This is a genomic window from Aneurinibacillus sp. REN35 (assembly GCF_041379945.2).
Classification (GTDB): Bacteria; Bacillota; Bacilli; order Aneurinibacillales; family Aneurinibacillaceae; genus Aneurinibacillus.
In genome coordinates, this window is the sequence record NZ_JBFTXJ020000001.1 from 199,260 (window position 1) to 223,653 (window position 24,394).

The window sequence follows — 24,394 nt, forward strand, 5'->3', positions numbered from 1 at the left end:
AGCGCGGTGTATAAGGCATTACTAGAGCATTGCCTCAAAGAGATACCGATAGAGGCGTGCGGATTCCTCTCAAGTACACAGGCGTGGCATGGTAGCACACTGTGGCCGGTAAAAAATGAAGCACACAGTCCCACCCGTTTTTTAATTTCGGAAGCAACGGTAGCTGAGGTATTGAGCGCAATGGCGGAAGAGGGAGAGAGGCTAACGGGTCTTTATCATTCCCACCCGACTGCACGCCCTGTGCCATCGGCGCGAGATATTGCTTATAATCCCTATCCTGATCTGCCCTATCTTATTCTCTCGCTTGCAAATAAGGAAGGCGAATTGTGCGGATATAGTATGAATGAAGGACGTATGGAAGAGCTGGAAATTAAAATTATAGAACAATAAGACGAAGAGAGGCGACTCCTCTATCTGGGGTATTGCCTCTTTTTCCTTTGGCAAAGCCCGGACTTGCCCAGGAGGCGACACGATTGCAATAAGACACGCATACAATTACAATATGCACGTTATAAGGATGGAGGAGAAAGCATGACAGGACATTATTATCACGGCTCTTCTTCCCGAAGAATATACACAGGGACGGGCATGCCTAAAATGCCCAGCGCAAGTAATCCGATCAAGAGTTATCACTCGTCGGACCCAACGATTAAGAATCTGTACAATGGAAAAATGGGCGGTGGCTGCGCCTGCGGCAAAGGACGGCCGAAGAAATAGGACGGAACGTTTAGCACACTTATTGAAAACAATACGTGTGCTTTTCTTTATTTGGGCTGCCCGTGCCGTTTATTTTGCTAGAAGGATTGCACCATATAGTAGATTCATAGCATACAATATAGTAAATCTGACTCGATAATCTAATTGGTGGGGGCCAAACAGAGAAACGGTCGGATGCTGATAAAGCCCGTGCTGTAGCAAGCGGGCTTTTTTTATTCTCTCTGATTTTTATTTAAAAGCAGTGCAAGAGCGGAGGCAGGTTGAGAGTCTAGTAAATATAATGAACTATACATGATTTTACTAGTGAGGGGTGATGAGAGAAATGTCTTCTTCGAACTGGTGGTGGCATTCGGATTGCTTCACAAAAAAGGGATGCGGCTGCTCGGATACATGCACCTGCCGGATTCAATGCGAATGTGTCGTATGCAAACCATGTCCGCCAAAACCGTGTCCACCAAAGCCATGCCCGCCACCTAATCCATGTCCGCCAGCATCAACAGCTATAACGCTATCAACCGGACCGCTCTTTATTCCAGAGAATATTGCGCCACAATCAGTAGTGGCTCATGCAGACGTATTGAATCTGAATGCTTCGTTCGCCCAATTTGTTACATTTCGTGTGTATGACTGGGGAAGTGGGGCGAGTGCGACGACTGTGCTGCCCATTTTTGAGACAGGGGCATTGATCGGGCCGAATAGCAGGCAGGAATTTACGTATGCGGGGCTTCCTTCTAGGCACTATGAACTGCGCTTCATTATTCAGAGTCCTGGCCGCAATCTAATCATCAATACATGGGCTTCGGAGGGAGGAGTGGGACCTACGCCGGTAACATTCTTTAATATTGAAGGTCTCACGGTATTGAATAAAGACTTAACACCGCTTGTGTAATAGAGAGAAGGAGGCTGTGCGTAAGCTTAAACAGGCCTCCTCTTTCTTTTTTATAAAATGGCGAATGCGTAACGCAGACAAGCTTCCCTGAATTTATTGTGAAGGAAAGGGGAGATGAGCGATGAGCAAAGCAAGCGGAAGCAAAGTGATGATTGCCGCACCGGTGCGCGATCGGGGCTGGATTTTGCCCCGGCATCTCGAAGCGCTTCTTGCCCAGACAGAGGTAGAAAAACAATTCTATTACATAGTCAACGATTGTACAGACGATACGGAAGCGATTCTTACGCGCTATGGCATGCGATATGACGTGCATAATCTGGGGCGGACGCATGGGCATATCAGAGGACAATATTCAATTCGCAATCTGGCGTGCTTGCGCAATCTAGTGCTCGAAGAGTTCTTGCGCAGCGATTGTACGCATTTGTTTTCAATCGATACGGATGTGATTATTCCGCCCGGCAGCCTTCGCACCTTGCTTGATCATGACAAAGATATTATTTCCATGATTATCCGCAACAGTGTACAGATTTTTGCTCATAATATTATGATTCGGGGCATGCACCTGCAGCGAATTCCAAGCGGCGTAATTCCTGTAGACGTAACAGGTGCCGTCTATGCGATTAAACGATCGGTAGTCGAGGCAGGTGTGAGGTATGCGGAGAATTATTATGGTGAGGATATTCCGTTCTGTCAGGCTGCCAAACAGCTTGGCTTTAGTATTTACTGCGATACGACGCTGCGCCCCATCCATGCGTATGCAAAAGGAGTGGAATTGATCGCAGACGTACGCGGATAAGGAGGGATAGGATGAGTGAGGACATTACGATTGTGTATCCGGCTACAGTGGACTGGTATTTGCTGTATAATCGACCGCAGCAGCTTCTTACGGCCTTTGCCAAGCGGCCCGGTGTACGTTCCATCTTCGTGACGACAGAATCTTTTCGCATGCTCACAGCACCGATTGTCGAATTGGCGGAGGATTTATATATTGTCCGGCAGTATACAGACTATAGCCATCTCCTGCGTGGAAAAAAGGTATTCTGGTTCACCTTCCCACCTCATTATCGTTATCTACAGCGCAAAGGATTGTTTGATTTGGTTGTGTTCGATGCCATCGATAACCCGGAAGGAGAGTTTGCGTTTTGGAAGCGAGATCTGCCTGCTGCTATTAAATATACCGATGTTATCGTATCTACAGCACAGGAGATGTATAACTATCATGCATCATCTGGCAAGCCGCTGTATATGAACCGCAATGCCGCTGACTATGAACATTTTAGTCAGGCAGCGAATCCACAGGCACCTCCCCCTGATTTTCCTGTACGTGCACCCGATGAAAAAATCGTGGGATTCTATGGAGCCTTGTCCACCTGGATTGATTACGGATTGATCCGTCGCATCGCAGAAAGGTATAAAGTTGTATTGATTGGTGATAACAAATTCTTTCGCAATAAACTTGTCCATCCGCGCGTCATTAGCCTACCGCACAAAGATTATGAGGAACTTCCGCGCTATTTGGCCCAATTTGATGCGGCATGCATTCCGTTTGTGCTAACAAATATGATTAAAGGATGCGACCCGCCCAAATTCTATGAATACATTGCTGCTGGCAAGCCGGTTTTGGCTACACGTATGAATGAGCTTACGAGATTTGGGGAGGAAGCGGTATACTTTATAGACGCTCATACATGTCACCAGACAATTGAGCGGGCGCTTGCAGAGAATACGCCCGCACGCATCGCACGGCGGATGGAGATTGCTCGTGAGAATACGTGGGAGAAGCGGGCCGACGAGGCGCTTGCGATTATTCACCAGCATCTTTTTTGACAGCACAGATAAAAAGTGAACGCGGGAATGTGTCCCGCGTTACTCCCTTTGTCTGCGCCGGTATGTTTTTTCGCGTTCTTGCTGCAGCTTCTCGTATATATCCATATATCGTTTACGGTATTCAATCACCAATAGCCTTGATTTCACACAAAGCTCAAACAATTCACCACACTGTTTTCGATATTCGAACACGAGCTGGAGCAATTGCTCTTTATCGGAGATAGGACGGGGCGGGATACCTGCCTGCTTCTCTCTCCTTTCCCGCTGCCGTCTTTCTTCCCTTGTCGGAAATGGAATCACGTTGTCCCTATCATCCACCATGTTCACCCCATTTACCATTATTGTATTACGGGAATAAACATGCTGCTTCCGCAGATGTACGCATGCATGTAAGAAAAGGCGGTCTAGGGACTATCTGCTCAAAAATTAAACCTTGGTCTCAATAATTGCGGCAGCACCAGCAATTGCTAATACGAGCAACAGCAGGAACGAGGCAGGGATGAGGACATATAAGGCCACGATGAATGCCGCTATCCATATCCCTACACACCAGTAACAGCTTAGAAGTGAACCGATCCAGGCGCGAAGCCCCTGACCTTTGATTTCCACATGGCGAATGACCTGCCCGTCCGGCGTCTCTTCAAACGTAATCGTAAGGAAGGGATTACGCAAAAATGCGGTGATTTCGTCAAACACGATCAAATGGGTCAAACGAAATGATGCTAGAATCAAAACGACAAGGTGGAGCCAGGATAATTCCGGCAAATAAACACCCCCTTTCTTTCTATGTTGTATTGTATGCCTGTCACCCTCGTAAGTGCGCAAAAAAAAGAATAGAGAGATCCCTATTCTTCTTGCTTGTCGGTATCTTTTTTTCGTTTTTTCATATTCTCGTATTCTTCCATGAGCCGTTGAAGTACATCGTCCGATACTTCAACGAAGTGGTCGAGCTCGCGCATTGTGAGTAGACACTGGCTTCTACCATCAATGGTTGTAAAGCGAAACAGTATATGCCCGCCTGAGAGCACATCCGCCACTTCCCAGATGAACCGCGTACCTGCTTTGAAGCGTTTTCCCCGTCCATAAATGGGGTGGAAGGGACGATAATTTTCTACAACCCACATAAGGCCCCTCCTGTCCTCTTGCCCGCCCGTTCCCCGAGCAGCTACCGCGCATTGTAAAAGAGAGTGTGTATATACAGTATATGCAGGGGATGTCGGGAGGGAACCGAAAGTGTCCGGTGGTTTTGTATTTGCTACCCCGTGAAGAAACGATGCAGCTCATCCATATGCTTCGCAAGCTTAGCAGGCGGGAGACTCTTTATGACCTGATGACCGTAGCGTTTTGTATGCAGACGGGAATCAAGAATAACGACGACACCCCGATCGCGTCGTGTACGAATCAGCCGCCCGAATCCTTGTTTGAGGCGCAAAATAGAGAAGGGAAGCATATATTCCATAAAGCTGTCGCGCCCCCGCTTGCGCAGTCTTTCGGTCCGGGCTTGGGTCAGCGGGTCGCTCGGCACAGGAAAAGGCAGCTTGGCGATCACCACGCAAACGAGATCGTCACCAGGCACGTCCACGCCCTCCCAGAATGATTCACAGCCGAATAACACATGATTGGTGTCGGTACGGAATTGCTGAAGAAGCTGATCGCGTGAAAGCTGCGGGCCATGCAAGAGACCCTTAAGTTGATAGCGTTCTAACCATGGCTCCATGGCTTCATAGATCCGGTTCATCTGACTGTATGAGGTGAATAGGAGAAATGTCCGGCCGCGTGTGGCAGCCACAATCTCTTTCATGGAAGCGATGAGGAAATCCTCATACTCTCGCTCGGTCGGTGCCGGAGCGTCTTCCGGCACAAGCAGCACCGCCTGCTCCTCATATTTAAAGGGACTTGGTGTCTCCATCGTCTCATACTCATCAATCCCCATCCGTCCAGCAACAAAGGAGAAGTCTCCCTGTGTTGTCAGCGTTGCAGAGGTGAGAATTACGGCTTTTTGCTCAAAAAGCTCTTCTCTAAGAATTCCGCTTACATCGATGGGCGCTGAATATAGGTGCAGCATAGCAGCCCAGGCGAATTCATCCCGAATCAGCGGCATATGCTCTTTATGAGGAGGTTCTTCATATGCGACCCATGTCGCCCATTCGTCCGGCGATTGATTTGCAAGCACATGGCATACCATCCGCTCCATTTGCTCGATCTGTCCGATATACCGACTGAGCCCGATCACGGTTTCTCCTTCACCCTCCTTTGATTCCAACTCCTTTCGCTTGTCAATGAAAGCCATTTTCCACTCGTTGAAATAGGGCTTACAGATATCGGCTTGCGCAATGTTTTTCTTAAGTAAGTATTCATTCTGTGGCCTCTCGGCTAGCGCGCGGGAAAGCGGGGCGAACAGCTCGATAAGCTGTGTTGTCAGCCGGACGCGAATTCCCTCTACCTGACGCTCGAGATCCGGTGCATCAAGCTCGCGCGCCCAGTGCGCCCGTTTTCGTAAGAAGCGGTTGAATAGCGTATTCACCTCTTCAATACTGACATGGTACGTATACTGTTTGGTAACCTGATCTTCCACACGGTGGGCTTCATCCATAATTACCGCATCATACTCGGGAAGAATGCTGGCACCTTGCCGCCTAAGGATCAGATCGGTGAAGAATAGGGCGTGGTTAACGACAATGATTTGCGCATTCTGCAATTTTTTACGTGCCTGTTGGATGAAGCATTCTTTATAGAAGGGACTGTTTTTGCCCATACAATCTTCACCATCACCCTGTATGGCTGAAAAAAGTCCCGGAGGCATGGGCAGTGCCACCTCATCGCGGTCCCCTATTTTCAAGGAGGGCAGTTTTTTCTTTACATGCTGCAGAATAGGTTGATCCTTTACCTCCTTTGTCAGACTATCTTTTAATAGTTCATCAAATCGCCGTTTGCAGATATAATTGCCGCGCCCTTTTGCCAGCTCATAATGAAAATCTTCGGCAAGTTCCGGATCAAGTGCATGAAGAACCTTGCGTACCATTGGCAGTTCCTTTTCTAGAAGCTGCTGCTGGAGCGTAATTGTATTGGTCGAGATGATGACGCGCTTTTCATTTTTTAACGCCCACCATGCAGCAGGCAGAGTATAACCAAATGATTTACCTGTTCCGGTACCAGCCTCAATCAGACCATGCTTCTCCTGCTTTAAGCAGCGCAGGACGAGATTAGCCATCTCAAATTGCGCGCGTCGCGGCTGGTATTGCGGCAGGAAACCAGACAGAATTCCATTTCGTTTAAATATGCGATGCAGTGTTTTTGAGTACGTTGCCATACGTTCGATCCTTACATTTTTCTTTCATCATAGCAAAACGAATGTTCTGATTCTACCATTATGAAGTTGTTTCCTGTATCTGTTCGAAACTTTCCTGATAAAGGACAGAGGATATTGGAATAATATAGTAGAAGTATGTACGTTATAGAATGATACGTTGTAAAAGAAAAAAGAGAAATACTAGGGTTCGGGGTGAGGATGATGCTGGGGAAAGAATATGGCGATGATGGGTGTGGAAAAGTAGAAAGGGCCTGGCATGAGAGTGAAGAGCGCTACCGTCTATTGGTGGAGCATTCGCCGGATACGATTGCGGTGCATGCAGAAGGCAGGTTTGTATTTATCAATCGGGCTGGGGTTGATTTATTTGGCGCAGCCTATCCAGAAGATTTGATTGGCAGGCCGCTGCTTGATTTTATTCATCCAGATACGATCGATGTGGCGGAGAGGCGGATTGCCAGATCATATCAAAACCAAGGGCGTGCCGGTCGGATTGAGGAGAAGCTGATCCATCTAAATGGAAGGATCATCGATGCTGAGATTTCTACCATTCCGGTCATGTATGAGGGAAGACCTGCGACTCAGGTTATCATCCGTGACGTGACAGCACGTAAAGAGATGGAACGCATGCTTTATGAAGCGAATGAGAAGCTGCGCAAGCTGTCGATGATGGACGGCCTGACAGGCATTTCCAATCGCCGCTGTTTTGACGAGAGTCTAACAGACGAATGGCAGACGGCGCTTTCCCTTTTGCTCATCGATATTGACTGTTTTAAGGCATATAACGATACGTATGGACATCTGCAGGGGGATGAGTGCTTGCGGCAGGTTGCCAAGGCGCTTGAGGATGCGCTGCCGGATTGTTTGGTTGCCCGGTATGGGGGCGAAGAATTCGCCGTGCTGCTGCCGGATACGAAGCGGATAGAAGCGTTCTCCTGTGCGCAGCAGTTATGCTGTCGCATCGCATCGCTTCGTATCGAGCATATCTCCTCTACCGTAGATGCCTGCATCACAGCGAGCATTGGGGCAGCGACGATGTATCCTGTGCGCGCCGATGACAAGGTTCTGCTTATCGATGGAGCGGATCAAGCCCTGTACAAGGCCAAACAGCAGGGACGCAATCAAGCCATCAGCACAGAGGGAGCGACGTCCCTTTTGTCAAAAATGGAGCGGGAAGGTTAACTTTCCGCTCCATTACCCTGTCGGATGAATGAACGTGGGAGGAAGCGCTAAGAGAGGTTTTGCTGCTGGTTTCCCGAAATAATAGCCTTGAAATAATTCATAGCCCATTTCGCATAAAAAGTGAAAATCGGTTGCTGATTCCACTCCTTCCGCCAAAGGCTTGGCGTTCAACTCGCGGGAGAGTTCCAAAATCGCCTTCGCCGTGCGCTGTTTAGCGGGATCGCTGCTGATGCCGTTTGCGAATTCCATTGCCAGCTTCACTACATCCGGCTCCAATTCTGACAGAAGGCGAAGACTATTATAACCGGTTCCTACATCATCTAACGCATATTTGAAGCCTTGACGCTGGTAATAGCGAAGAATGGACTTGAGATGCTCCACGTTTTTGATTTCATCACTTTCCACAATTTCAAATACAATCTGCTCCGGCCGCAGTCCCGCTTGTTCTATCATGCGGCACGTTGACGCAAGACAGTGCTCTGGATTGTAGATGGCGGTCGGTAAAAAATTAATAAAGACCATCTGATCCGTACCAATACATGTACTATTCTTAACAGCTTCAAGGCGGCAGGCTCGGTCCAATGCAAATAGGCGATTTCGCAGGCGTGCTGCTTCAAAAAGGTGAAAAGGTGAAATAATATGGCCATCCGGATCGATGCCCCGCGTTAACAACTCATAGCCGATAATTTCCATGCGGTTGTTCTTCCGCGCTAAAATAGGTTGATAGTACGTGAGAAGAGAGCGAGTACGAATGACATCATCAACCCAGCTTGCCTCCCGTTCTCCTCGAAATGCCTGAATGGGGCGCATAGATGAAGGGTCAAAAGGCGAATCCAGCGGCCCTGCAGGCATGGCACGTACGTCATCTTCTTCGTAGTGGGCAAGCAAATAATCCATCATGTCGTAGAAAAGAGATTCAGTCATCCAGTACATGCCCTCATCCACCTGTCGCCATTCGTGCGCAGCGGCCGCTGCTGCATATGTATCCAGAAAGGATATGTCCAACGTTTTGCAAAAGTAAAGCATATACCCTCTATCGGCAAGCTGACAAGCCTCACATTCGTGCTGTTGTCTCATTGTTTTTCCTCCCCAGTCTTGTTATGTGCCATCGCCATCTTGCGCCACCAGGCTTCAGCCTGGTTCAAAAGAGAAAGAACCTGAGATGCGACAAGAAAGTAATTGTCCGCATTCCCCTCGCGTTCTTCGTATACAAAATAAAAAAAATCACAATCCCCATTACGTGTACCTAGAACTGTGCGTTTGGAAACATCAAGAATATCAACAGCACGTACGTCATTGGGCGCAACTTTTTCTCCCCACAGCATGTATGCACCATCCGGCGAACATACAGCCGCTTCCAAATAAAAGTAATAGCCCCACTTGCTAAATTGAAAGGAAAGCAGATCGATTTGTTTATCAGACAGGCGGCGAAAATGAGGAAAGTGGCCGGTGAAATTACGCTCATGTAAAAGAGGAACAATTCTCTCGCGCAGTACCTGCTGCATATGCAAGGTAGCTTGATTCATACTCTTCTCCCTTACTCCTAGTATGCGGTGCATAGTTTTGCATATTTTATATATTTATTTTACAATTATTATACATTAAAAGAAAGAGCGAGTATGAAAAGAACAGGCAAATGGTCGGACCTCGTAAATATAATGTTCAACTGAGAGAATTTGGGGAATAAGATAAGAGAAATAATTGTACAAACTTTTAGTAGTGTGCGAAATAGAACAGGTATAATAGAAAATTATAACTATGTAAAGAAAGGTGCGAGATATATCTATGGCTCATCAGCTGCAGCAGCAAATCATTGAAGAATTATGTGCAAAACCAAAAATCAAACCGGCTGAGGAAGAAAGAAGACGCATTGATTTTCTAAAAGAATATTTAACGCAATCCACCATGCAGGGATATGTGCTTGGCATCTCTGGCGGACAAGATTCCACACTGGCAGGTCGATTGGCGCAGCGCGCCGTCGAAGAACTGCGTACAGAAACGAAAAAAGACTATATATTTGTCGCGGTGCGGCTTCCATACGGCGTACAAAAGGACGAAGATGACGCACAGCGGGCATTGGCATTTATCCAACCGGATAAGACGTTTACCGTGAATGTGAAGCCAGCAGTGGATGCCGCCTATCAATCATTTACAGAGGCTACGGGCGAGAAGCTATCCGACTACTTGAAGGGTAACGTGAAAGCGCGGGAGCGTATGAAGGTGCAGTATGATCTTGGAGCACATTATAAGCTGCTCGTGATTGGAACGGATCATGCAGCAGAAGCGGTCACAGGCTTTTTCACAAAATACGGAGACGGGGCCTGTGACGTGGCACCGTTGTATGGGCTTACCAAGCGGCAGGGCCGCGAGATGTTGAAGCAAATGGGCGCAGAAGAGCGCTTGTATATGAAAGTGCCAACAGCAGACCTTGAAGAAGACAAGCCACTGCTGCCGGATGAGACGGCGCTTGGCGTATCGTATGAAGAGCTTGATGATTATCTAGAAGGTAAAGAGGTAAGTGAAAAAGCCGCCGAGACGATTGAAGGACATTATATGAAAACACGCCACAAACGTCACGAACCGGTAACACCACAGGATAGATGGTGGAAGGAATAACAACGATAAGAATGAGTCCTCCAGCTTCGGCTGTGAGGGCTTTTTTCGAACCGGACACAAAGAATTAGGAGAGGAGTGCACCATTGTATGGATGCTCATAAAATTATTGAACGTTTCAAGACGCTGGTCGATGTACCGAGTCCCGCTGGCTATACGGATATGATTATACCGGTTCTAGAGAGCTATTTGGAGGAGATCGGTATTACGGCGAGCCGTACCCGCAAAGGCGGCTTGTTCTTCAGCATAAAGGGACAGGAGCAGAAACACCCGCGCATGATTACAGCGCACATCGACACATTGGGAGCGATGGTCAAGGAAGTGAAAAGCAACGGTCGTCTGCGCATCATGAAAGTAGGAGGATTTTCCTGGAATGTTGTCGAAGGCGAATACTGTACTATACTGACGCGTGACGGAAAAAAGATCACAGGAACGCTTCTTCCGGTGTATGCCTCTGCCCACTTGTCAGAAGAGTACGAGAAGATGCCGCGTACCGAGGAGCTGATGGAGATTCGGCTTGATATTCCGGTGCATACGGCTGAAGATGTACGCGCCCATGGGATTGAGGTAGGTGATTTTGTTGTCTTTTATCACCGGATGGTTGCAAGTGACAGCGGATTTATCAAGTCGCGCTATCTCGATAACAAAATCAATGTAGCTATTCTGCTTGAAACATTGGCTGAGATTAAGAGGAGTGGTACTGAGCTTCCGGTAACAACGTATTTTTATATTAATACGCATGAGGAGATCGGATATGGCGGCAATTCCAATATATCACCCGAGGTAAACGAATATTTAGCACTAGACATTGGAATTGTCGGGCCTGGGCAGCGTTCAAGTGAGTATGAGGTCTCTTTTTGTGCGATGGATTCCTCCGGACCATATGACCGGGAGTTTATCCGTTTCTTTGTAGAATTGGCGGAGCGGCATAGGGTTCCGCATAAAATTGATATTTTCCCTTACTATAAATCAAATGCAAGCGCGGCGCTGGCATCCGGGCATGATTTGATTCGCGGACTTATCGGACCGGGAGTCGATGCCTCACATTCGCTTGAGCGCACGCATACGGAGAGCGTAGAGCATACGGCACGCTTGCTGCACTTGTATCTAACAACCCCATCCCCCGTATACCTCACACAGTATGGCAAGCTTGAGCGCAAATAAGGAGGAATTCATATGAAAGTTGCAATTGCTGGTGGAAGTGGTTTTATCGGTACGCATCTACTAAAAGATTGGCGTAAAAAAAAGCATGAGATCATTGTCATTTCGAGAAGCTGCATGAAAGTCAAGGAATCGTTTCCCTTTGCTGCGTGCATAACATGGGATGAGCTGAAAAGCCATCCCGAGCGGCTTGAGGGCATCGATGTACTCGTTAATTTGGCAGGCGAATCAATTAACAGCGGACGCTGGACCGAGGCGCGCAAGCAGCGGATTCTACTCTCAAGGGTAGATACGACACAGAAGATTGCAGCCGCGGTATCCCAGTTGCAGCAAAAGCCTGATGTTGTTATCAATGGATCAGCCATCGGAATTTACGGCCAGTCTGATACGGCTAGATTTGATGAAGACAGCAAAGCAATTGCAGATGATTTCCTTGCACAGGTAAGTCGTCAGTGGGAGGCCGAAGCAGACCGTATTCGCGGCGTAAGGCTGGTGAAGATTCGTACCGGACTGGTGCTTGGTGTAGACGGAGGAGCCTTTTCTAAAATGGCGCTTCCGTATCGGATGTTTGCGGGGGGGAGAGTCGGCAGCGGGCGTCAATGGCATTCGTGGATTCATATTGCCGATTATGTTCGACTCATTAATTTTTGTATTGAAAATGAAAGAATGGAAGGGCCGGTCAATGCAACGGCTCCTAATCCGGTAACGAATGAAGAGTTTGGACATGCTCTTGCACGCAAGCTGCATCGACCGCATTGGCTGCCGGTTCCAGGCTTTGTCATGGCGCTGGCATTGGGGGAGATGTCGGAGCTTTTATTGCAGGGGCAGCATGTTGCACCGAAGAAGGCTGTAGCGCATGGGTTTGATTTTCATTATGCTGTAATTGACCGTGCGATTCAGGATTTGGTAAGCAAAATGTAGCCGCAGGCAAATTAAAAAAGGGAGAGTTCAAATGGATTTGGTAGAAAAATATGCAAAGGGAAGCACGATTATCAAAGAAGCGATCAGCGGAATAACAGCTGATCAATTAAAAGCTGTACCTGAAGCGGGAGGGTGGAGTATTCATCAGATTGTCATTCATGTAGTGGATGCGGAGATTGTCTACACAGGACGAATAAAGCAGGCCGTAGCAGAAGAAGCTCCTAAGATTTTACCGTATGACCAGGATCGTTGGACAGCGCGCTTGGACTATCATAAGCTGGATATGATGTTGTATATACAGCTATTTAATCTGCTTCGTCAGGTCAATGCACAATTTTTACGCAATATATCTGATACGGATTGGCAGCGGAGAGGATACCATGCAGAAGACGGTGCGTTAACGGTGCAGGAAATGGTTGAACGACTGGTCGAGCACGTGGATGTTCATACTGCAAAAATTAAAAAGCTGCACCGCCTCATCTTGGAGGGGCAGGAATAAGCTTTTGTTGTATAATGGGGGAGAAAACAACGATACATAGGAAATGGATACATAAAGAGAAAGGGGACAGATACTGTGGCAAGCCCAGAGGATAAAAAAGGTTACATATTCGAGCCTTACAGCGGTAAGGTCGAAGCTGGAAAGATTCGAGAGCTGGCGCTGGCGATCGGCGATGACAATCCGATCTATACCGACGCAGCAAAGGCGAAGGAGGAAGGATTCGACGCGCTTCCCATCCTGCCGACATTTCCGGAAGTCATTGATATGTGGGCGGGTCCAAGCTTTGAGGACTTAATGGAGCAGCTTGAGATCGATATGAAGAAGCTGCTGCACGGTGAGCAGGAGTATGAGTACTTTGCTCCGATCTGTGCAGGCGACACGATTCATGCAGAAACGAAGGTAACAGATGTTAAGTCAAAGCGGAACGGCATGGCGATTTATACGCTTGAAACGATTTATCGTAACCAGAATGAAGAGAAGGTAATGGCCGCACGCATGATGCTGGTCAAAACACCGTAAACAAAGGAGAGAGAACATGAAACCGTATCTGCTTACTTATCGCGAATTCGAGGCGGGAGCAGAGCTGCCGGCCCTTGAAAAACCGCCTGTAACCCGGATGCAGCTGATTAAGTTTGCCGGGGCATCAGGTGATTTTAACCCGATTCATACGATTGAGAGCGTGGGAGAGGAAGCCGGACTTGGCGGTGTCATTGCCCACGGCATGCTGATTATGGGCTTTGTGGGACAGGCGCTTACTACATGGGTACCGCGTTCTTCCATCACAAAGTTCGGCGTTCGCTTCTCGGCGATCACCCGTCCAGGTGATACAATTACTGTCCGTGGACAAATCACGGCCAAAGAAGAGACGGACGAAGGCATCTTCGTTAAAATTAAAGTACAGGCCGTCGATCAAAAAGGTGAAGTAAAGGTGAAGGGTACCTGCGAGGCGCTTTTGCCGCGTACGTAGCCGTGTAGCATAATCAATCCCCTGCAAAAGACCGCATGTTATGTATGCGTGTTCCCCAGCAGGGGATTTTTTATTCTTCTGTGAGCCTCTTTCCAGCTATTTCTTCTATATTGTCCAGAAAACTTGCGCTAGAGTAAGCAAGAGAGACAGTATGGAAAGGTTCGAGGCAAACGTATGAAAATCAAAGCAATGATCGTACTTATTATTACTTCCGTTGTCTTTAGCAGCGGATGCATGCATCAGGACCCGATCCGGGCGGATATGTACCGCCCCTTCGATGATATTGATGACAGCTATGCCCGTACACACATTCTTGATCTGCACAGCCGTGGCATTGTCTACGGTGAAGGGGAGAGACGATATGGACCACGCAAGCCGGTTACACGTGAAGCGATGGCGGCCATGCTCGGCCGTACGCTGCAGCTTTCTCCGATTGATGCTGCCATTCCTGCATTTACCGACGTTCCTCGCACAAGCTGGTCATATGGAATGATATCAGCGGGTGTCATCCGCGGCTTGATCAGCGGCACAAGTGCAAGCACCTATGAGCCGCGCCGTTCCATTACCAGACAGGAGGCGGCTGGACTTTTGTATCGCGCTCTGCCCACTAAGCAGAGTTCCGGCAGCAGTGCGCTGCCGTTTCATGATGCAGCTCGTATTGCAGATTGGGCTAAGCCTGCCGTGAGTGAGTTGTATGCGCGGGGTTTAATTGTTGGCGACCAAGGGCGCTTCCGCCCAAACGATCCATTAACGAGAGAAGAGATGGCTGTGTTGTTGTATGAGTGGATCAGACAGGAGGATGTCGTGCAGAGCGAAAAAGAAGAGAAGGCGGTTCCCGTTAATCTTGGCTGGCAATACAGCATTTCTACACAGGAATTTACCAGCCGGGTAGCGCGTGCGCCGGGAATGAATATTGTATCGCCGCGTTGGTATTTTATTCATCCGACAGAAATGGCAAGCGATGCAACTGAGACGCAGCTTTTGACATGGGCAAAGAAGAATGGCCGTGAGGTATGGCCGCTGGTGGGGAATCGGTTCAACAAGGAATTGACTCATCAACTGCTCGCCAATCCTGATAAGCGGGCGGCACTCGTTCAGAAGCTTGCAGGTTATACACAGAAGTATGCAATCGATGGGCTGAATATTGACTTTGAAAATATTGATCCTGCCGATCGCTTAGCTTTCACCGCTTTTGTGCGAGAGTTGTCTACGGCTCTGCATGCACATGGAAAGAAGCTATCCGTCGATGTGCCGCCGGATTTAGATAGTGATTGGAGTAATCCATACGACTTTGCCACATTGGCTCGCCATGCAGATTATGTCATCATGATGGCCTATAACGAAACATGGGAAGGATTGGGGAAGGCCGGATCAAATGCATCGCTTCCGTGGGTGCGAAGACATGTAGAGCATATGCTGACCATGGTGCCTAAGGAGCGGTTAATTGTCGCGCTGCCTCTTTATACGATGCGTTGGCAGGAGAGTGCAGGCAAAGCAGTGCCTAAGGACATGAGTGTTCAGGATAGTATAAAAGATGTCGAAGCAGCCGGTATAAAACCGGTCTGGGACGCTCGGCTTGGACAGTATTATGCCATATACAACAGCAAAGGTATACGCTATAAAATGTGGCTGGAGGAAAGTCGCTCCCTAGCCCTTAAGTATCGGATGGTGCAGGAGATGGACGCTGCGGGTGTTGCCTTTTGGTATGTAGGATCAGAAACGAATGAAATCTGGTCTGCCCTTGCTAATGAGCGACGTCCTTAACTCCGTATAACCTCATAAATCAAAAGAAGCAGAGGATGTAACTTTTTGCGATCCTCTGCCTCTTTTATTTTGGACGATAAGGAATCGAATGCCCGGAAGTAAATAATCTTTCCTGGTTCGTTTGCTTGATGAATACAAGAAATATTTTTGATAGGATTAACAAGGTCGATATGACAATTATCAAAAAAATCAAGAAGGAACGAGGATATGAAAAAGAAAATTACTAAATATATGACGGCAGGTATGCTTTCGGTATCGTTGTTGGCAGGTTCTTTTCCGCTTATGGAGAACAAAGCGGAAGCGGCTGTGTTTTCTGATACATATAAAACAGCATGGGCTGTACCAAGTATTGAAAACCTTTACAAAAAGGGCATTCTCAAAGGGACAGGGGAAGGGACATTCTCGCCAAGTTCCTCAGTCACGCGCGCGGAGTTTGCGGCGATGCTTGGGCGAGTGGTTAATAAAAAAGCAGCAACAAGTACATTTTCCTTTACGGATGTCTCCAAAAAGAAGTGGTATTACGGCGCTGTAAAGGAAGCGTACCAGATGGGAATCGTTAAAGGTGTGTCGGCCACACGCTTTGCTCCGGATCGTCCGATTACCCGGGAAGAAGCAGCCGCGATTATTGCCCATACGTTTAACTATTCTCATACCAGCAGCGCTCTTTCATACAAGGATAAGGGGAAGGTGAGCAGCTGGGCTGTGAACGGTGTAAAAGCTGTGACACAGAAAAAAATATTTGGTGGAGACAACGGCTATTTCCACCCACAAAAATCGCTGACGCGAGCGGAAGTAGCGGTAGTTCTGCATACGATTGTATACGGCCCTGCTCCAAAGCCCGTGACCGCACCTGTGAAAAAAGTCGCCTCCCGTGCAAGTGACCGGATGGATGAGCTACTCGCGCGTAAAGTACAGCCGCTTCTCGGCACACCGTACCGGTTTGGCGGTACAACAACAGCTGGCTTTGATTGCAGTGGTTTTACTCAGTATGTATACAAATCAATGGGAGTGAATCTGCCGCGTACAACTGGGCAGCAATTCACCAAAGGCACGGCTGTATCGCTGAAATCCATGAAGCCGGGAGATATTTTGTTCTTTGATACGGGTAGCGGCAGTATTTCACATAATGGAATTTATATGGGTAATGGAAAAATGGCTCATGCAGCTACAGGTCAGGGATCGGTGAAGATTAACGATCTGGATTGGTACATAGAGCATTATCGTGTAGTCGGTGTGAAACGGTATTTATAAGCTGATTCTCTCAGAAGAAAGCGCCTGGACTGATGAAGAGCCCAGTGCGCTTTTTCTTTTTAATGACATGTATAAAAGCATGAAAACTCCATCATCATAAGCATACAATTTCAATCAAAAGAAGGTTGAAAGGCAGCCAAAACGAAAGTAGTGCAACTATTCATATTTAACTACTATTCTGTAATAAATTATGGCTAAAAATTAACTTTACAACCATATGCTTTCAGTATTACAATTTTCTCGTTCATCATTTGAGGAGAAGGGGAAAGAGGTAATTGAAAAAGAAGTTTCTTACGGTTGTCTGTTTTTTTCTAACGTTTTCGTTTTTGCCCGTATCGTTTACACAGCATGAGCACAAAAGCACCATTCATCTTGGCCAAACGAAAGCGGAAAGCCTCGCTCCCATTACTACAGGCATAAAGAATGCTGCTACAGCTGAGAATAAGCAATTGACTGCAAGGCTTGACCGTTATATAGAAAAGCAGCTGGCGCTTGATACTTTCCATGGTACGGTGCTGATTGCTAAAGGAGATACGATCCTGCTTAAGAAAGGATATGGCTATGCGTATCAAAAGACAAAGGAGCCTAACCGTCCTGAACATAAATTCGCCATGGGTTCACTGACTAAATCCTTTACCGCCATGGCTATTCTACAGCTGCACGAGAAGGGTGCGCTGAACATTTATGAACCGATTAACCGTTTCTTTCCGACATATCCATTTGCCAAACGTGTGACGATTCATCACCTGCTCACGCATTCTTCCGGGCTGCCTATGAATAAGGGAGATAAGAAGTATGAAGAGCTGACACTGATGTATCCGCCGGGTACAAAGCAGAATTACAGCAATGAAGGATACATTCTTATGGGTCGGATCATTGAGCAGGCATCGGGGCTAGCCTATGATGCATACATCACCTCCCATATTTTTGGGCCGCTGCATATGGATGCTTCTGGTTTTAACTTAAGTCAGCGTTCCGTACTCGACAGAGCCCGCGGCCATAAAAAAGTTCACGGAAACTGGGTTGCACTCGGCATGAACTATGGAACTCGCTTTTCTTCCGGTGGTCTGTATTCGACAGTGGAAGACTTATATAAATGGGATCGTGCGCTCTATACCGATACTCTTTTAGCGCGTTCGCTGCGCGATAAGATGCTGACTCAGCAGATGAAGCAGTACGGATATGGATGGCATATTGAAGAGAGACATGGGCGCAAGCTGGCTGGACACGGTGGTTATGTCCTTGGCTTTTCCGCAGAAATCGTACGTGATACCACATCAAAGAATGTTGTTATTCTGCTAAGCAATCACAGCGATATAGGTCTGAAGGACATGGGGCTGACGCTGCTTGATATGCTTGAGGAGCCTACCAACCCGAACGGGAAGTCCAACGCAAAGAAAAAACCGCTCGTATAGCATCATAACCATACACAAAATCAAGCGTGCCGCAAAAGCTATACAGCGGCACGCTTTTTTTATCATGAACATATCATCAAATAGGCATAGAAATCGAGACAGAGCTCGAGTATAAAGAAGAAAACAAGCGTGGCTTGTACAACAAAAAATAGAAAGGATACATAATGGAGGATCAAAAAATTGTGGACGTGCGCGGTATCTCAAAGAAAGTATACGGAGAAGAAATCATCCATGATGTCTCCTTTTCCGTGCGCCGCGGAGAAATTTACGGATTGCTTGGGCCGAACGGTTCGGGTAAAACCTTTACGATTCGGCTAATGGTGGGCCTGCTCTCATTAACGGCAGGTGATGTGTTGATTGCAGGTCATAGTATAAAAACCGATCGCATCAACGCGCTTGCCCACATTGGTGCCATTGTCGAGAATCCGGATTTGTACGGATATATGACGGGCATGCAAAATTTAAAGCATTTTGCCCGCATGTATGGGCATACTCGTGTAGATTCGGCGCGTATGATAGAAATAGCCAAACTTGTAGAATTGTCCGATGTGCTTGAGCGGAAAGTAAAAACATATTCACTTGGCATGCGGCAGTGGCTTGGCATTGCCCAAGCATTGCTGCATCGTCCAAGCGTACTTATTCTTGACGAGCCGACCAATGGGCTTGATCCCGCAGGAATTCGTAAACTGCGTGATTATTTACGCAGATTGGCAAAGGAAGAACATATCGCTGTTATCTTATCAAGTCATTTGCTTGCCGAAATTGAAAGAGTTGTGATTATCCAAAACGGAAGGACGATTGATGAGCGCAATGTCCGAAGTCAAGAGGCAGCCGTCATGCGTATTGAGCTGGAGGTAACGGAACCTGCACAGGCTGCTTTCTTGCTTGCAGAGTATCACGCCGTCCAGGTAAACGATGCCGTTCTTGTCATTGAAGCAAAGAAGCAGCAAGTACCGTCTGTTGTTGCCTTGCTTACCGAGCACAACAACCGAGCACAACATCGGTGTTTTTCAGGTGCAGATAAAAGAGACGTCGCTTGAGGATATGTTCCTGTCGCTAACGGGAGGGACGCAGTCATGAAAATACTTTGGTCCTTAATACAGAACGAATGTATGAAAATAAACAGCAGAAAACAAAGTCTCTTGTTTGTTTATTTTTGTATGCTGTTTATTATAGCGATGGGGATTACGAATTATTGCCGTTTTGCTTGCTGTTGTGACGTGGGTGTTTCATAAGAGAGATGTGTATTAAATTATAAACGTTATGATGCATGGCAGAAGGGACGGGATAGCATGATCAAAATTCTCGGTGATCCAATCGATATTCATGCCATGGACCTGCAGAACGGGTTTACTGACATGGAGCAAGACATCCTGCAGCGCATGGCAGTAAGTTCAATCTTGTACACATACCCTTCGATAGAACAGCTGAAGTTTGAGCTTACGCTTAGAAGTCATATTGTATCCGCCGCTAAAGCCCTTGACCAAAGTGGAGTGGATTTTGCGGGATTCAGCACATCGCGCTGCAATCCCCGCTACTGGATACGAACGGAGGAAGGTGGGTGTCAACTAAAGGAAGGGGTGCAGCCAGCGGAAGCAATTCGGGATATTTTTAAAGAAGGCCGCCTGTATGCATTTGAGTGTGCTACAGCAATCGTCGTTGTTTATTATAAGGCGATTCTTGATTCGATCGGTGAGATGAATTTTAATCGTTTGTTTTCCCCGCTTCTCTTGTTTGATGGCACATATGACAAAGACCTTGGGCTGACCTGGAGAGAGAAGACCCACTATATTCCAGGGGATGTGCGGTATTTTAAGAACCCGGAGTACAACCCAAAGACTCCGGAATGGCAGGGCGAAAATGTTGTGCTGCTAGAAGATGGCCGTTATTTTGCCCACGGGATCGGCATCAAAACCGACGAGGAAATCATTGCTTCCCTCAACAAAGAACGAAAACCTCATGCGACACGTTCCGCCTATCTGCTCGAGGGTGCAGCGGAGCCTGCGTTTTCTCATCTTTCTCAATACGCTATCAGAAGTGAAAACAGAAGGCGGATTCTTCATGCATCCCCTGAAAAGCGATATATTGTTGCGCAAATAGGGCAGACAGCATACCTTGCACTCTAAACCTGTCTGCGTGGGTTTCTATACCATCCCTTTTTTACAATTTCCCATACTTTCTCCATACTTCTGCTGTTTTTCCTCTGTACGATAAGACGTAGCTTATACATGGATGCGATCGTAGGCAGAAGGAGGAATACGATGGGATACTATCGAGATGAAAACACGCAAAAAGAGAAGGGTAGAGGAGGGTGCGCCCGCAGCTTTTTCTCAGCGATTGCTGGCGCGATGATGGGTGGCTTGCTCGTACTTCTGCTGCTGCCTTCCTTGGTTAAGACAGGCTACGTATCTCTTAGCAGTCAAGGCGTACAGAATCAACCGGCAGCAAGCACTCCTGCTTCTCAGATTGTTAGTTCTAAGGAATCACCTATTACAACCACAGTAAATCAGGTAGCCGATGCTGTTGTCGGAGTCATAGCTGTGCAGGATGGGCAGGCCATGCAAGGAATATCTAATGAATCAGTAGAACAGGGAACCGGATCAGGTGTAATCTTCCGGAAGACAAACGGCAAAGCGTATATTGTTACAAACAATCACGTAATTGATGGAGCCGATACGGTTGAAATCTCGCTATCGGATAAGGATACGAAGCGCATCAAGGTCAATATTGTAGGTACAGATCCGATTACTGACCTTGCCGTGCTTGAAATTGACGGTACACAGGTGAAGCAGGTAGCGGAATTTGGTGATTCTTCTAAGCTTCAGGTCGGCGAGCGTGCGATTGCAATCGGCAATCCGCTTGGTATGGAATTCTCTCGGACGGTAACTCAGGGAATCATTAGCTCAACGGAGCGTACGATGCCGATTGATCTGAATAAAGATGGTCAGAGCGACTATGATATGAAGGTGATACAGACAGATGCCGCCATTAATCCGGGTAACAGCGGGGGACCGCTTATGAATGCTCAGGGACAGGTAATCGGGATCAACAGCCTCAAAATCGCTAAGGCAGGAGTAGAAGGACTCGGCTTCGCTATTCCAAGTACGGAAGTAAAGCGAATTAGTGATGAATTGATTCAGCATGGTAAAGTGCGCCGTCCTTATATTGGCATTGAGCCGGTCGATCTTGCGCAGATTCCTTCCTATGAATGGAAGAACACGCTCAATCTGCCCGATGAAGTACAGAACGGTGTAATTGTTAGAGAAGCTGTAGAAGAGGGTCCGGCGGCCCAGGCCGGGCTTGCAAAATACGATATCATTGTGCGGATGGACAATCAAACGATTGAAAATTCAGCTCAACTGCGGAAATATCTTTTTGAAAAGCAGGCAGGCGATACGGTTCAAGTCGCTTATTATCGTAACGGCCAGTTGAAAAAAGCTTCGATAAAGCTTGATAACTACTAAGGTCTACCTTTCATCGTCATCCGAAAGTCTCTTTCCTTGCTTGCAGCCAAGCATACAATGTTACAAAAGTTAATGGTATGATAAGCATAAGTAAAATAAAAAGACATAGGTGAAGCGATGGAGCAGGATAAATTACGCAAAATCATTGAGGCCGCCAGATTGTATTATGAATTAGATTACAATCAGCAGGAGATTGCGCAGAAATTGGGCGTATCACGTCCAACCGTATCGCGGTTTTTACAGCAGGCAAAGGAAGAGGGTATTGTTCGCATTGAGATTATTGATCCGTCCGATAGCCTAGAGCAGCTGGCAAGCACGCTTGAGCAGAAATTTAATTTGAAAAAAGTCGTGCTTGTCGCAGTTCCTCACGATGAGAATGCGCTTGTAGCTGAGTATATAGGAAAAGCAGGAGCCGAATACCTGCATGAGGTCGTGAAAGACGAAGACATTATTGGAGTGACGTGGGGTACGACGCTGTATCATCTTGCCCAAGCTCTGAAGCCTAAACCGGTACACGGGGTACAAATCGTCCAATTAAAAGGAGGCATCAGCCACGCTGCAATCAATACGCATGCTTCAGAAATCGTTACGCTTTTTGGTCAAGCTTACGGTACCACGCCTCATCATCTGCCGCTTCCGGCAATTGTAGATCATGTGGTTGTAAAGCAGGCCATCGAAGCCGATCGCCATATCCATAAGGTGCTGGAGATGGGCAAAGAGGCTAACATTGCCGTCTTTACGGTAGGGGGAGTCGGTGCAGATTCACTCCTGCTGCGGTTAGGCTACTTCACCGAAGAAGATCTTCGCCTCATCAAAGCGAGTGCAGCAGGAGATATTTGCTCCCGATTTTTTGATAAAACAGGGAAGATCTGCAGCGAAAGCTTGAACAACCGTACGATTGGACTCGGTCTTGATTATCTTAAGGAAAAAGAACAGGCCATTCTTGTTGCGGGCGGTGCCAAGAAAGTAGAGGGCATTCGAGGTGCGTTAATGGGAGGGTATGCCAATGTATTGGTGACTGATTCGTTTACGGCTCGAACATTGGTGGAAACATAAAAGAAGTGTGCTGAGCGCATTCTATACCGGATGCGCTTTTTTATGACATATATTGAACAAAATTTCTTATTGAACGAAACATATGTTCAAAAGTCATCTGCTTATGGTATAGTAAAGGTGTCATAAAAAACAACTTGAAAGCGTTACCGCGCGACAACATGGAGGAATGAGACATGAATATCGTGTTCATGGCAACTGGGCTGCTGTTGGTGTTTGGGCTGGGGTATTTGGTGAGTTACAATCGTAAAGGAATTCGTATTCGTCCGATTGCTACGATGCTTGTGACGCAGCTTGTGCTTGCATTCTTGTTGCTGAATACGCAGATTGGAGTCAAGTTAATTGCGTTTGTCTCCAACATGTTTGATAAGTTGATGAAGCTTGGGATAGACGGTGTGAATTTCGTGTTTGGCGGGTTGCAGAATGAAGGGGCTTCGAACTTCTTCCTAAATGTTTTAATGCCGATTATTTTTATTTCAGTACTCATCGGTGTGTTGAATCATTTTAAAATTTTGCCGTTTATTATTAAATATGTCGGATTGGCATTAAGCAAGTTGAATGGAATGGGCAAGCTAGAAAATTATATTGCCGTCTCTTCCGCTATTCTCGGCCAATCTGAAGTTTTTCTGACGACGAAGAAACAACTAGGACTTGTCTCAAAAAGAAGACTCTATACGCTGTGTACTTCAGCTATGAGCGCAGTGAGCGTAGCGATTGTCGGCTCCTATATGACCATGCTTGAGCCGCGCTATGTTGTAATCGCGATTATGCTGAATATCTTATCTGCGTTAATCGTTGCAAATATTATTAATCCGTATCGTGTTGAAGAAGAAGGCGACCTGCTTATGGTTGAGGAAGATGAGAAGAAGTTGACGTTCTTCCAGATGGTAAGTGAGAGCATTATGGACGGGCTTAAAATCGCAATTATCGTCGCTGCGATGCTGATCGGTTTTATCGCGCTGATGAATTTGATTAACTACATTTTTACCCTTGTCTTCCATATGTCGTTCCAGACCGTACTTGGCTACTTGTTCGCTCCGATTGCTTTCCTAATGGGTGTGCCGATGCATGAGACCGTACAGGCGGGCAGCATTATGGCAACGAAGCTTGTTACGAATGAATTTGTTGCAATGATGAGCTTTAAGGAGATTGCAAGCGGATTATCGGATAAGACGATCGGGATTGTTTCTGTCTTCTTAGTGAGCTTTGCAAACTTCAGTTCCGTGGGAATTATTACGGGTTCTGTAAAAGCCCTGCAGGAGAAGCAAGGAGATGAGGTTGCCAAGTTTGGTATGAAATTGCTGTACGGCTCTACGCTAGCATCAATTTTGTCTGCGACCATGATGGGTGTATTCTTATAGGAT

Annotated in this window: 25 protein-coding genes and 1 pseudogene; 20 read left to right on the forward strand and 6 right to left on the reverse strand. The window is 47.1% G+C overall.

Features of this window, described 5'->3' with window-relative positions:
* Positions 1–6 precede the first annotated feature (6 nt).
* The 5 genes from AB3351_RS00985 to AB3351_RS01005 all read left to right on the forward strand — a co-directional run bounded on the left by AB3351_RS00985 (position 7) and on the right by AB3351_RS01005 (position 3,433).
* The gene (locus AB3351_RS00985; protein ID WP_371145244.1) at positions 7–390 is read left to right on the forward strand and encodes a M67 family metallopeptidase; all 384 of its coding nucleotides are present in this window, start codon (positions 7–9) and stop codon (positions 388–390) included.
* A gap of 141 nt (positions 391–531) precedes the next feature.
* Positions 532–717 carry a hypothetical protein gene (locus AB3351_RS00990; protein WP_371145245.1) on the forward strand — a complete coding sequence of 62 codons (186 nt, stop codon included), beginning with the start codon at positions 532–534 and terminating at the stop codon, positions 715–717.
* Between the two features lie 322 nt (positions 718–1,039).
* Positions 1,040–1,606, forward strand: a complete 567-nt coding sequence (locus tag AB3351_RS00995) for a hypothetical protein (protein WP_371145246.1) — start codon at positions 1,040–1,042, stop codon at positions 1,604–1,606.
* Between the two features lie 121 nt (positions 1,607–1,727).
* On the forward strand, positions 1,728–2,402 hold the full coding sequence (locus tag AB3351_RS01000) for a glycosyltransferase family 2 protein (protein WP_371145247.1): 675 nt from the start codon (positions 1,728–1,730) through the stop codon (positions 2,400–2,402).
* A gap of 11 nt (positions 2,403–2,413) precedes the next feature.
* Entirely contained in the window at positions 2,414–3,433 is a 1,020-nt protein-coding gene (locus AB3351_RS01005) for a glycosyltransferase family protein (RefSeq protein ID WP_371145248.1), read from the forward strand.
* A 39-nt stretch (positions 3,434–3,472) separates the two neighbouring features.
* On the opposite strand, the gene AB3351_RS01010 is transcribed toward AB3351_RS01005, so the two are convergent.
* The 4 genes from AB3351_RS01010 to AB3351_RS01025 all read right to left on the reverse strand — a co-directional run bounded on the left by AB3351_RS01010 (position 3,473) and on the right by AB3351_RS01025 (position 6,743).
* The gene (locus AB3351_RS01010; RefSeq protein ID WP_371145249.1) at positions 3,473–3,754 is read right to left on the reverse strand and encodes a hypothetical protein; all 282 of its coding nucleotides are present in this window, start codon (positions 3,752–3,754) and stop codon (positions 3,473–3,475) included.
* A 105-nt stretch (positions 3,755–3,859) separates the two neighbouring features.
* Entirely contained in the window at positions 3,860–4,198 is a 339-nt protein-coding gene (locus tag AB3351_RS01015; RefSeq protein WP_371145250.1) for a DUF1360 domain-containing protein, read from the reverse strand.
* Between the two features lie 80 nt (positions 4,199–4,278).
* On the reverse strand, positions 4,279–4,557 hold the full coding sequence (locus AB3351_RS01020) for a hypothetical protein (RefSeq protein ID WP_371145251.1): 279 nt from the start codon (positions 4,555–4,557) through the stop codon (positions 4,279–4,281).
* 131 nt (positions 4,558–4,688) lie between these two features.
* Positions 4,689–6,743, reverse strand: a complete 2,055-nt coding sequence (locus AB3351_RS01025) for an ATP-dependent DNA helicase (RefSeq protein ID WP_371145252.1) — start codon at positions 6,741–6,743, stop codon at positions 4,689–4,691.
* Positions 6,744–6,941: 198 nt separating this feature from the next.
* On the opposite strand from AB3351_RS01025, the gene AB3351_RS01030 reads away from it, so the two are divergent.
* Complete coding sequence (locus AB3351_RS01030; RefSeq protein ID WP_371145253.1) at positions 6,942–7,922, forward strand: GGDEF domain-containing protein; 981 nt, start codon at positions 6,942–6,944, stop codon at positions 7,920–7,922.
* A 12-nt stretch (positions 7,923–7,934) separates the two neighbouring features.
* On the opposite strand, the gene AB3351_RS01035 is transcribed toward AB3351_RS01030, so the two are convergent.
* Both AB3351_RS01035 and AB3351_RS01040 read right to left on the reverse strand, forming a co-directional pair.
* Positions 7,935–8,999 carry an EAL domain-containing protein gene (locus AB3351_RS01035; RefSeq protein ID WP_371145254.1) on the reverse strand — a complete coding sequence of 355 codons (1,065 nt, stop codon included), beginning with the start codon at positions 8,997–8,999 and terminating at the stop codon, positions 7,935–7,937.
* Positions 8,996–9,448: a DUF4304 domain-containing protein gene (locus AB3351_RS01040; protein ID WP_371145255.1), complete on the reverse strand. Its 453-nt coding sequence runs from the start codon at positions 9,446–9,448 to the stop codon at positions 8,996–8,998. Before AB3351_RS01040 ends, AB3351_RS01035 begins: the two co-directional genes overlap by 4 nt.
* 259 nt (positions 9,449–9,707) lie before the next feature.
* Here AB3351_RS01040 and nadE point away from each other — a divergent pair, with 259 nt between their 5' ends.
* From nadE to AB3351_RS01110, 14 genes and pseudogenes are all read left to right on the forward strand, one after another.
* On the forward strand, positions 9,708–10,538 hold the full coding sequence (nadE, locus tag AB3351_RS01045) for an ammonia-dependent NAD(+) synthetase (RefSeq protein ID WP_371145256.1): 831 nt from the start codon (positions 9,708–9,710) through the stop codon (positions 10,536–10,538).
* An 87-nt stretch (positions 10,539–10,625) separates the two neighbouring features.
* Positions 10,626–11,699 (forward strand): M42 family metallopeptidase, encoded by a 1,074-nt coding sequence (locus AB3351_RS01050; protein WP_371145257.1) that lies wholly within the window; start codon positions 10,626–10,628, stop codon positions 11,697–11,699.
* Positions 11,700–11,711: 12 nt separating this feature from the next.
* On the forward strand, positions 11,712–12,617 hold the full coding sequence (locus AB3351_RS01055) for a TIGR01777 family oxidoreductase (protein ID WP_371145258.1): 906 nt from the start codon (positions 11,712–11,714) through the stop codon (positions 12,615–12,617).
* A gap of 31 nt (positions 12,618–12,648) precedes the next feature.
* The gene (locus AB3351_RS01060) at positions 12,649–13,116 is read left to right on the forward strand and encodes a DinB family protein (protein ID WP_371145259.1); all 468 of its coding nucleotides are present in this window, start codon (positions 12,649–12,651) and stop codon (positions 13,114–13,116) included.
* 75 nt (positions 13,117–13,191) lie between these two features.
* On the forward strand, positions 13,192–13,635 hold the full coding sequence (locus AB3351_RS01065) for a MaoC family dehydratase N-terminal domain-containing protein (RefSeq protein ID WP_371145260.1): 444 nt from the start codon (positions 13,192–13,194) through the stop codon (positions 13,633–13,635).
* A 16-nt stretch (positions 13,636–13,651) separates the two neighbouring features.
* A complete protein-coding gene (locus tag AB3351_RS01070; RefSeq protein ID WP_371145261.1) occupies positions 13,652–14,083 on the forward strand; it encodes a MaoC/PaaZ C-terminal domain-containing protein in 432 nt (143 codons plus the stop codon).
* A gap of 174 nt (positions 14,084–14,257) precedes the next feature.
* On the forward strand, positions 14,258–15,847 hold the full coding sequence (locus tag AB3351_RS01075) for an S-layer homology domain-containing protein (protein ID WP_371145262.1): 1,590 nt from the start codon (positions 14,258–14,260) through the stop codon (positions 15,845–15,847).
* A gap of 207 nt (positions 15,848–16,054) precedes the next feature.
* Complete coding sequence (locus AB3351_RS01080; protein ID WP_371145263.1) at positions 16,055–17,098, forward strand: S-layer homology domain-containing protein; 1,044 nt, start codon at positions 16,055–16,057, stop codon at positions 17,096–17,098.
* Between the two features lie 275 nt (positions 17,099–17,373).
* Positions 17,374–18,513 carry a serine hydrolase domain-containing protein gene (locus AB3351_RS01085; RefSeq protein ID WP_371145264.1) on the forward strand — a complete coding sequence of 380 codons (1,140 nt, stop codon included), beginning with the start codon at positions 17,374–17,376 and terminating at the stop codon, positions 18,511–18,513.
* 164 nt (positions 18,514–18,677) lie between these two features.
* A pseudogene (locus AB3351_RS01090) lies at positions 18,678–19,593 on the forward strand (ABC transporter ATP-binding protein).
* A gap of 212 nt (positions 19,594–19,805) precedes the next feature.
* Positions 19,806–20,639, forward strand: coding sequence for a protein-glutamine gamma-glutamyltransferase (locus tag AB3351_RS01095; RefSeq protein ID WP_371145265.1), 834 nt, complete (start codon positions 19,806–19,808; stop codon positions 20,637–20,639).
* Positions 20,640–20,774: 135 nt separating this feature from the next.
* The gene (locus tag AB3351_RS01100) at positions 20,775–21,977 is read left to right on the forward strand and encodes a S1C family serine protease (protein WP_371145266.1); all 1,203 of its coding nucleotides are present in this window, start codon (positions 20,775–20,777) and stop codon (positions 21,975–21,977) included.
* Between the two features lie 117 nt (positions 21,978–22,094).
* A complete protein-coding gene (locus tag AB3351_RS01105) occupies positions 22,095–23,033 on the forward strand; it encodes a sugar-binding transcriptional regulator (RefSeq protein WP_371145267.1) in 939 nt (312 codons plus the stop codon).
* A 173-nt stretch (positions 23,034–23,206) separates the two neighbouring features.
* A complete protein-coding gene (locus AB3351_RS01110) occupies positions 23,207–24,391 on the forward strand; it encodes a NupC/NupG family nucleoside CNT transporter (RefSeq protein WP_371145268.1) in 1,185 nt (394 codons plus the stop codon).
* Positions 24,392–24,394: the final 3 nt, after the last annotated feature.

What these genes read in the sequence shown, in the direction of transcription:
- AB3351_RS01035 (WP_371145254.1), bottom strand. Translation starts at nt 8,999, where the DNA reads ATGAGACAACAGCACGAATGTGAGGCTTGTCAGCTTGCCGATAGAGGG.
- AB3351_RS01040 (WP_371145255.1), bottom strand. Translation starts at nt 9,448, where the DNA reads ATGAATCAAGCTACCTTGCATATGCAGCAGGTACTGCGCGAGAGAATT.
- AB3351_RS01075 (WP_371145262.1), top strand. Translation starts at nt 14,258, where the DNA reads ATGAAAATCAAAGCAATGATCGTACTTATTATTACTTCCGTTGTCTTT.
- AB3351_RS01000 (WP_371145247.1), top strand. Translation starts at nt 1,728, where the DNA reads ATGAGCAAAGCAAGCGGAAGCAAAGTGATGATTGCCGCACCGGTGCGC.
- AB3351_RS01025 (WP_371145252.1), bottom strand. Translation starts at nt 6,743, where the DNA reads ATGGCAACGTACTCAAAAACACTGCATCGCATATTTAAACGAAATGGA.
- AB3351_RS01105 (WP_371145267.1), top strand. Translation starts at nt 22,095, where the DNA reads ATGGAGCAGGATAAATTACGCAAAATCATTGAGGCCGCCAGATTGTAT.
- AB3351_RS00990 (WP_371145245.1), top strand. Translation starts at nt 532, where the DNA reads ATGACAGGACATTATTATCACGGCTCTTCTTCCCGAAGAATATACACA.
- AB3351_RS01070 (WP_371145261.1), top strand. Translation starts at nt 13,652, where the DNA reads ATGAAACCGTATCTGCTTACTTATCGCGAATTCGAGGCGGGAGCAGAG.
- AB3351_RS01100 (WP_371145266.1), top strand. Translation starts at nt 20,775, where the DNA reads ATGGGATACTATCGAGATGAAAACACGCAAAAAGAGAAGGGTAGAGGA.
- AB3351_RS01095 (WP_371145265.1), top strand. Translation starts at nt 19,806, where the DNA reads ATGATCAAAATTCTCGGTGATCCAATCGATATTCATGCCATGGACCTG.
- AB3351_RS01110 (WP_371145268.1), top strand. Translation starts at nt 23,207, where the DNA reads ATGAATATCGTGTTCATGGCAACTGGGCTGCTGTTGGTGTTTGGGCTG.
- nadE (WP_371145256.1), top strand. Translation starts at nt 9,708, where the DNA reads ATGGCTCATCAGCTGCAGCAGCAAATCATTGAAGAATTATGTGCAAAA.
- AB3351_RS01050 (WP_371145257.1), top strand. Translation starts at nt 10,626, where the DNA reads ATGGATGCTCATAAAATTATTGAACGTTTCAAGACGCTGGTCGATGTA.
- AB3351_RS01080 (WP_371145263.1), top strand. Translation starts at nt 16,055, where the DNA reads ATGAAAAAGAAAATTACTAAATATATGACGGCAGGTATGCTTTCGGTA.
- AB3351_RS01020 (WP_371145251.1), bottom strand. Translation starts at nt 4,557, where the DNA reads ATGTGGGTTGTAGAAAATTATCGTCCCTTCCACCCCATTTATGGACGG.
- AB3351_RS00995 (WP_371145246.1), top strand. Translation starts at nt 1,040, where the DNA reads ATGTCTTCTTCGAACTGGTGGTGGCATTCGGATTGCTTCACAAAAAAG.
- AB3351_RS01005 (WP_371145248.1), top strand. Translation starts at nt 2,414, where the DNA reads ATGAGTGAGGACATTACGATTGTGTATCCGGCTACAGTGGACTGGTAT.
- AB3351_RS01030 (WP_371145253.1), top strand. Translation starts at nt 6,942, where the DNA reads ATGATGCTGGGGAAAGAATATGGCGATGATGGGTGTGGAAAAGTAGAA.
- AB3351_RS01010 (WP_371145249.1), bottom strand. Translation starts at nt 3,754, where the DNA reads ATGGTGGATGATAGGGACAACGTGATTCCATTTCCGACAAGGGAAGAA.
- AB3351_RS01060 (WP_371145259.1), top strand. Translation starts at nt 12,649, where the DNA reads ATGGATTTGGTAGAAAAATATGCAAAGGGAAGCACGATTATCAAAGAA.
- AB3351_RS01055 (WP_371145258.1), top strand. Translation starts at nt 11,712, where the DNA reads ATGAAAGTTGCAATTGCTGGTGGAAGTGGTTTTATCGGTACGCATCTA.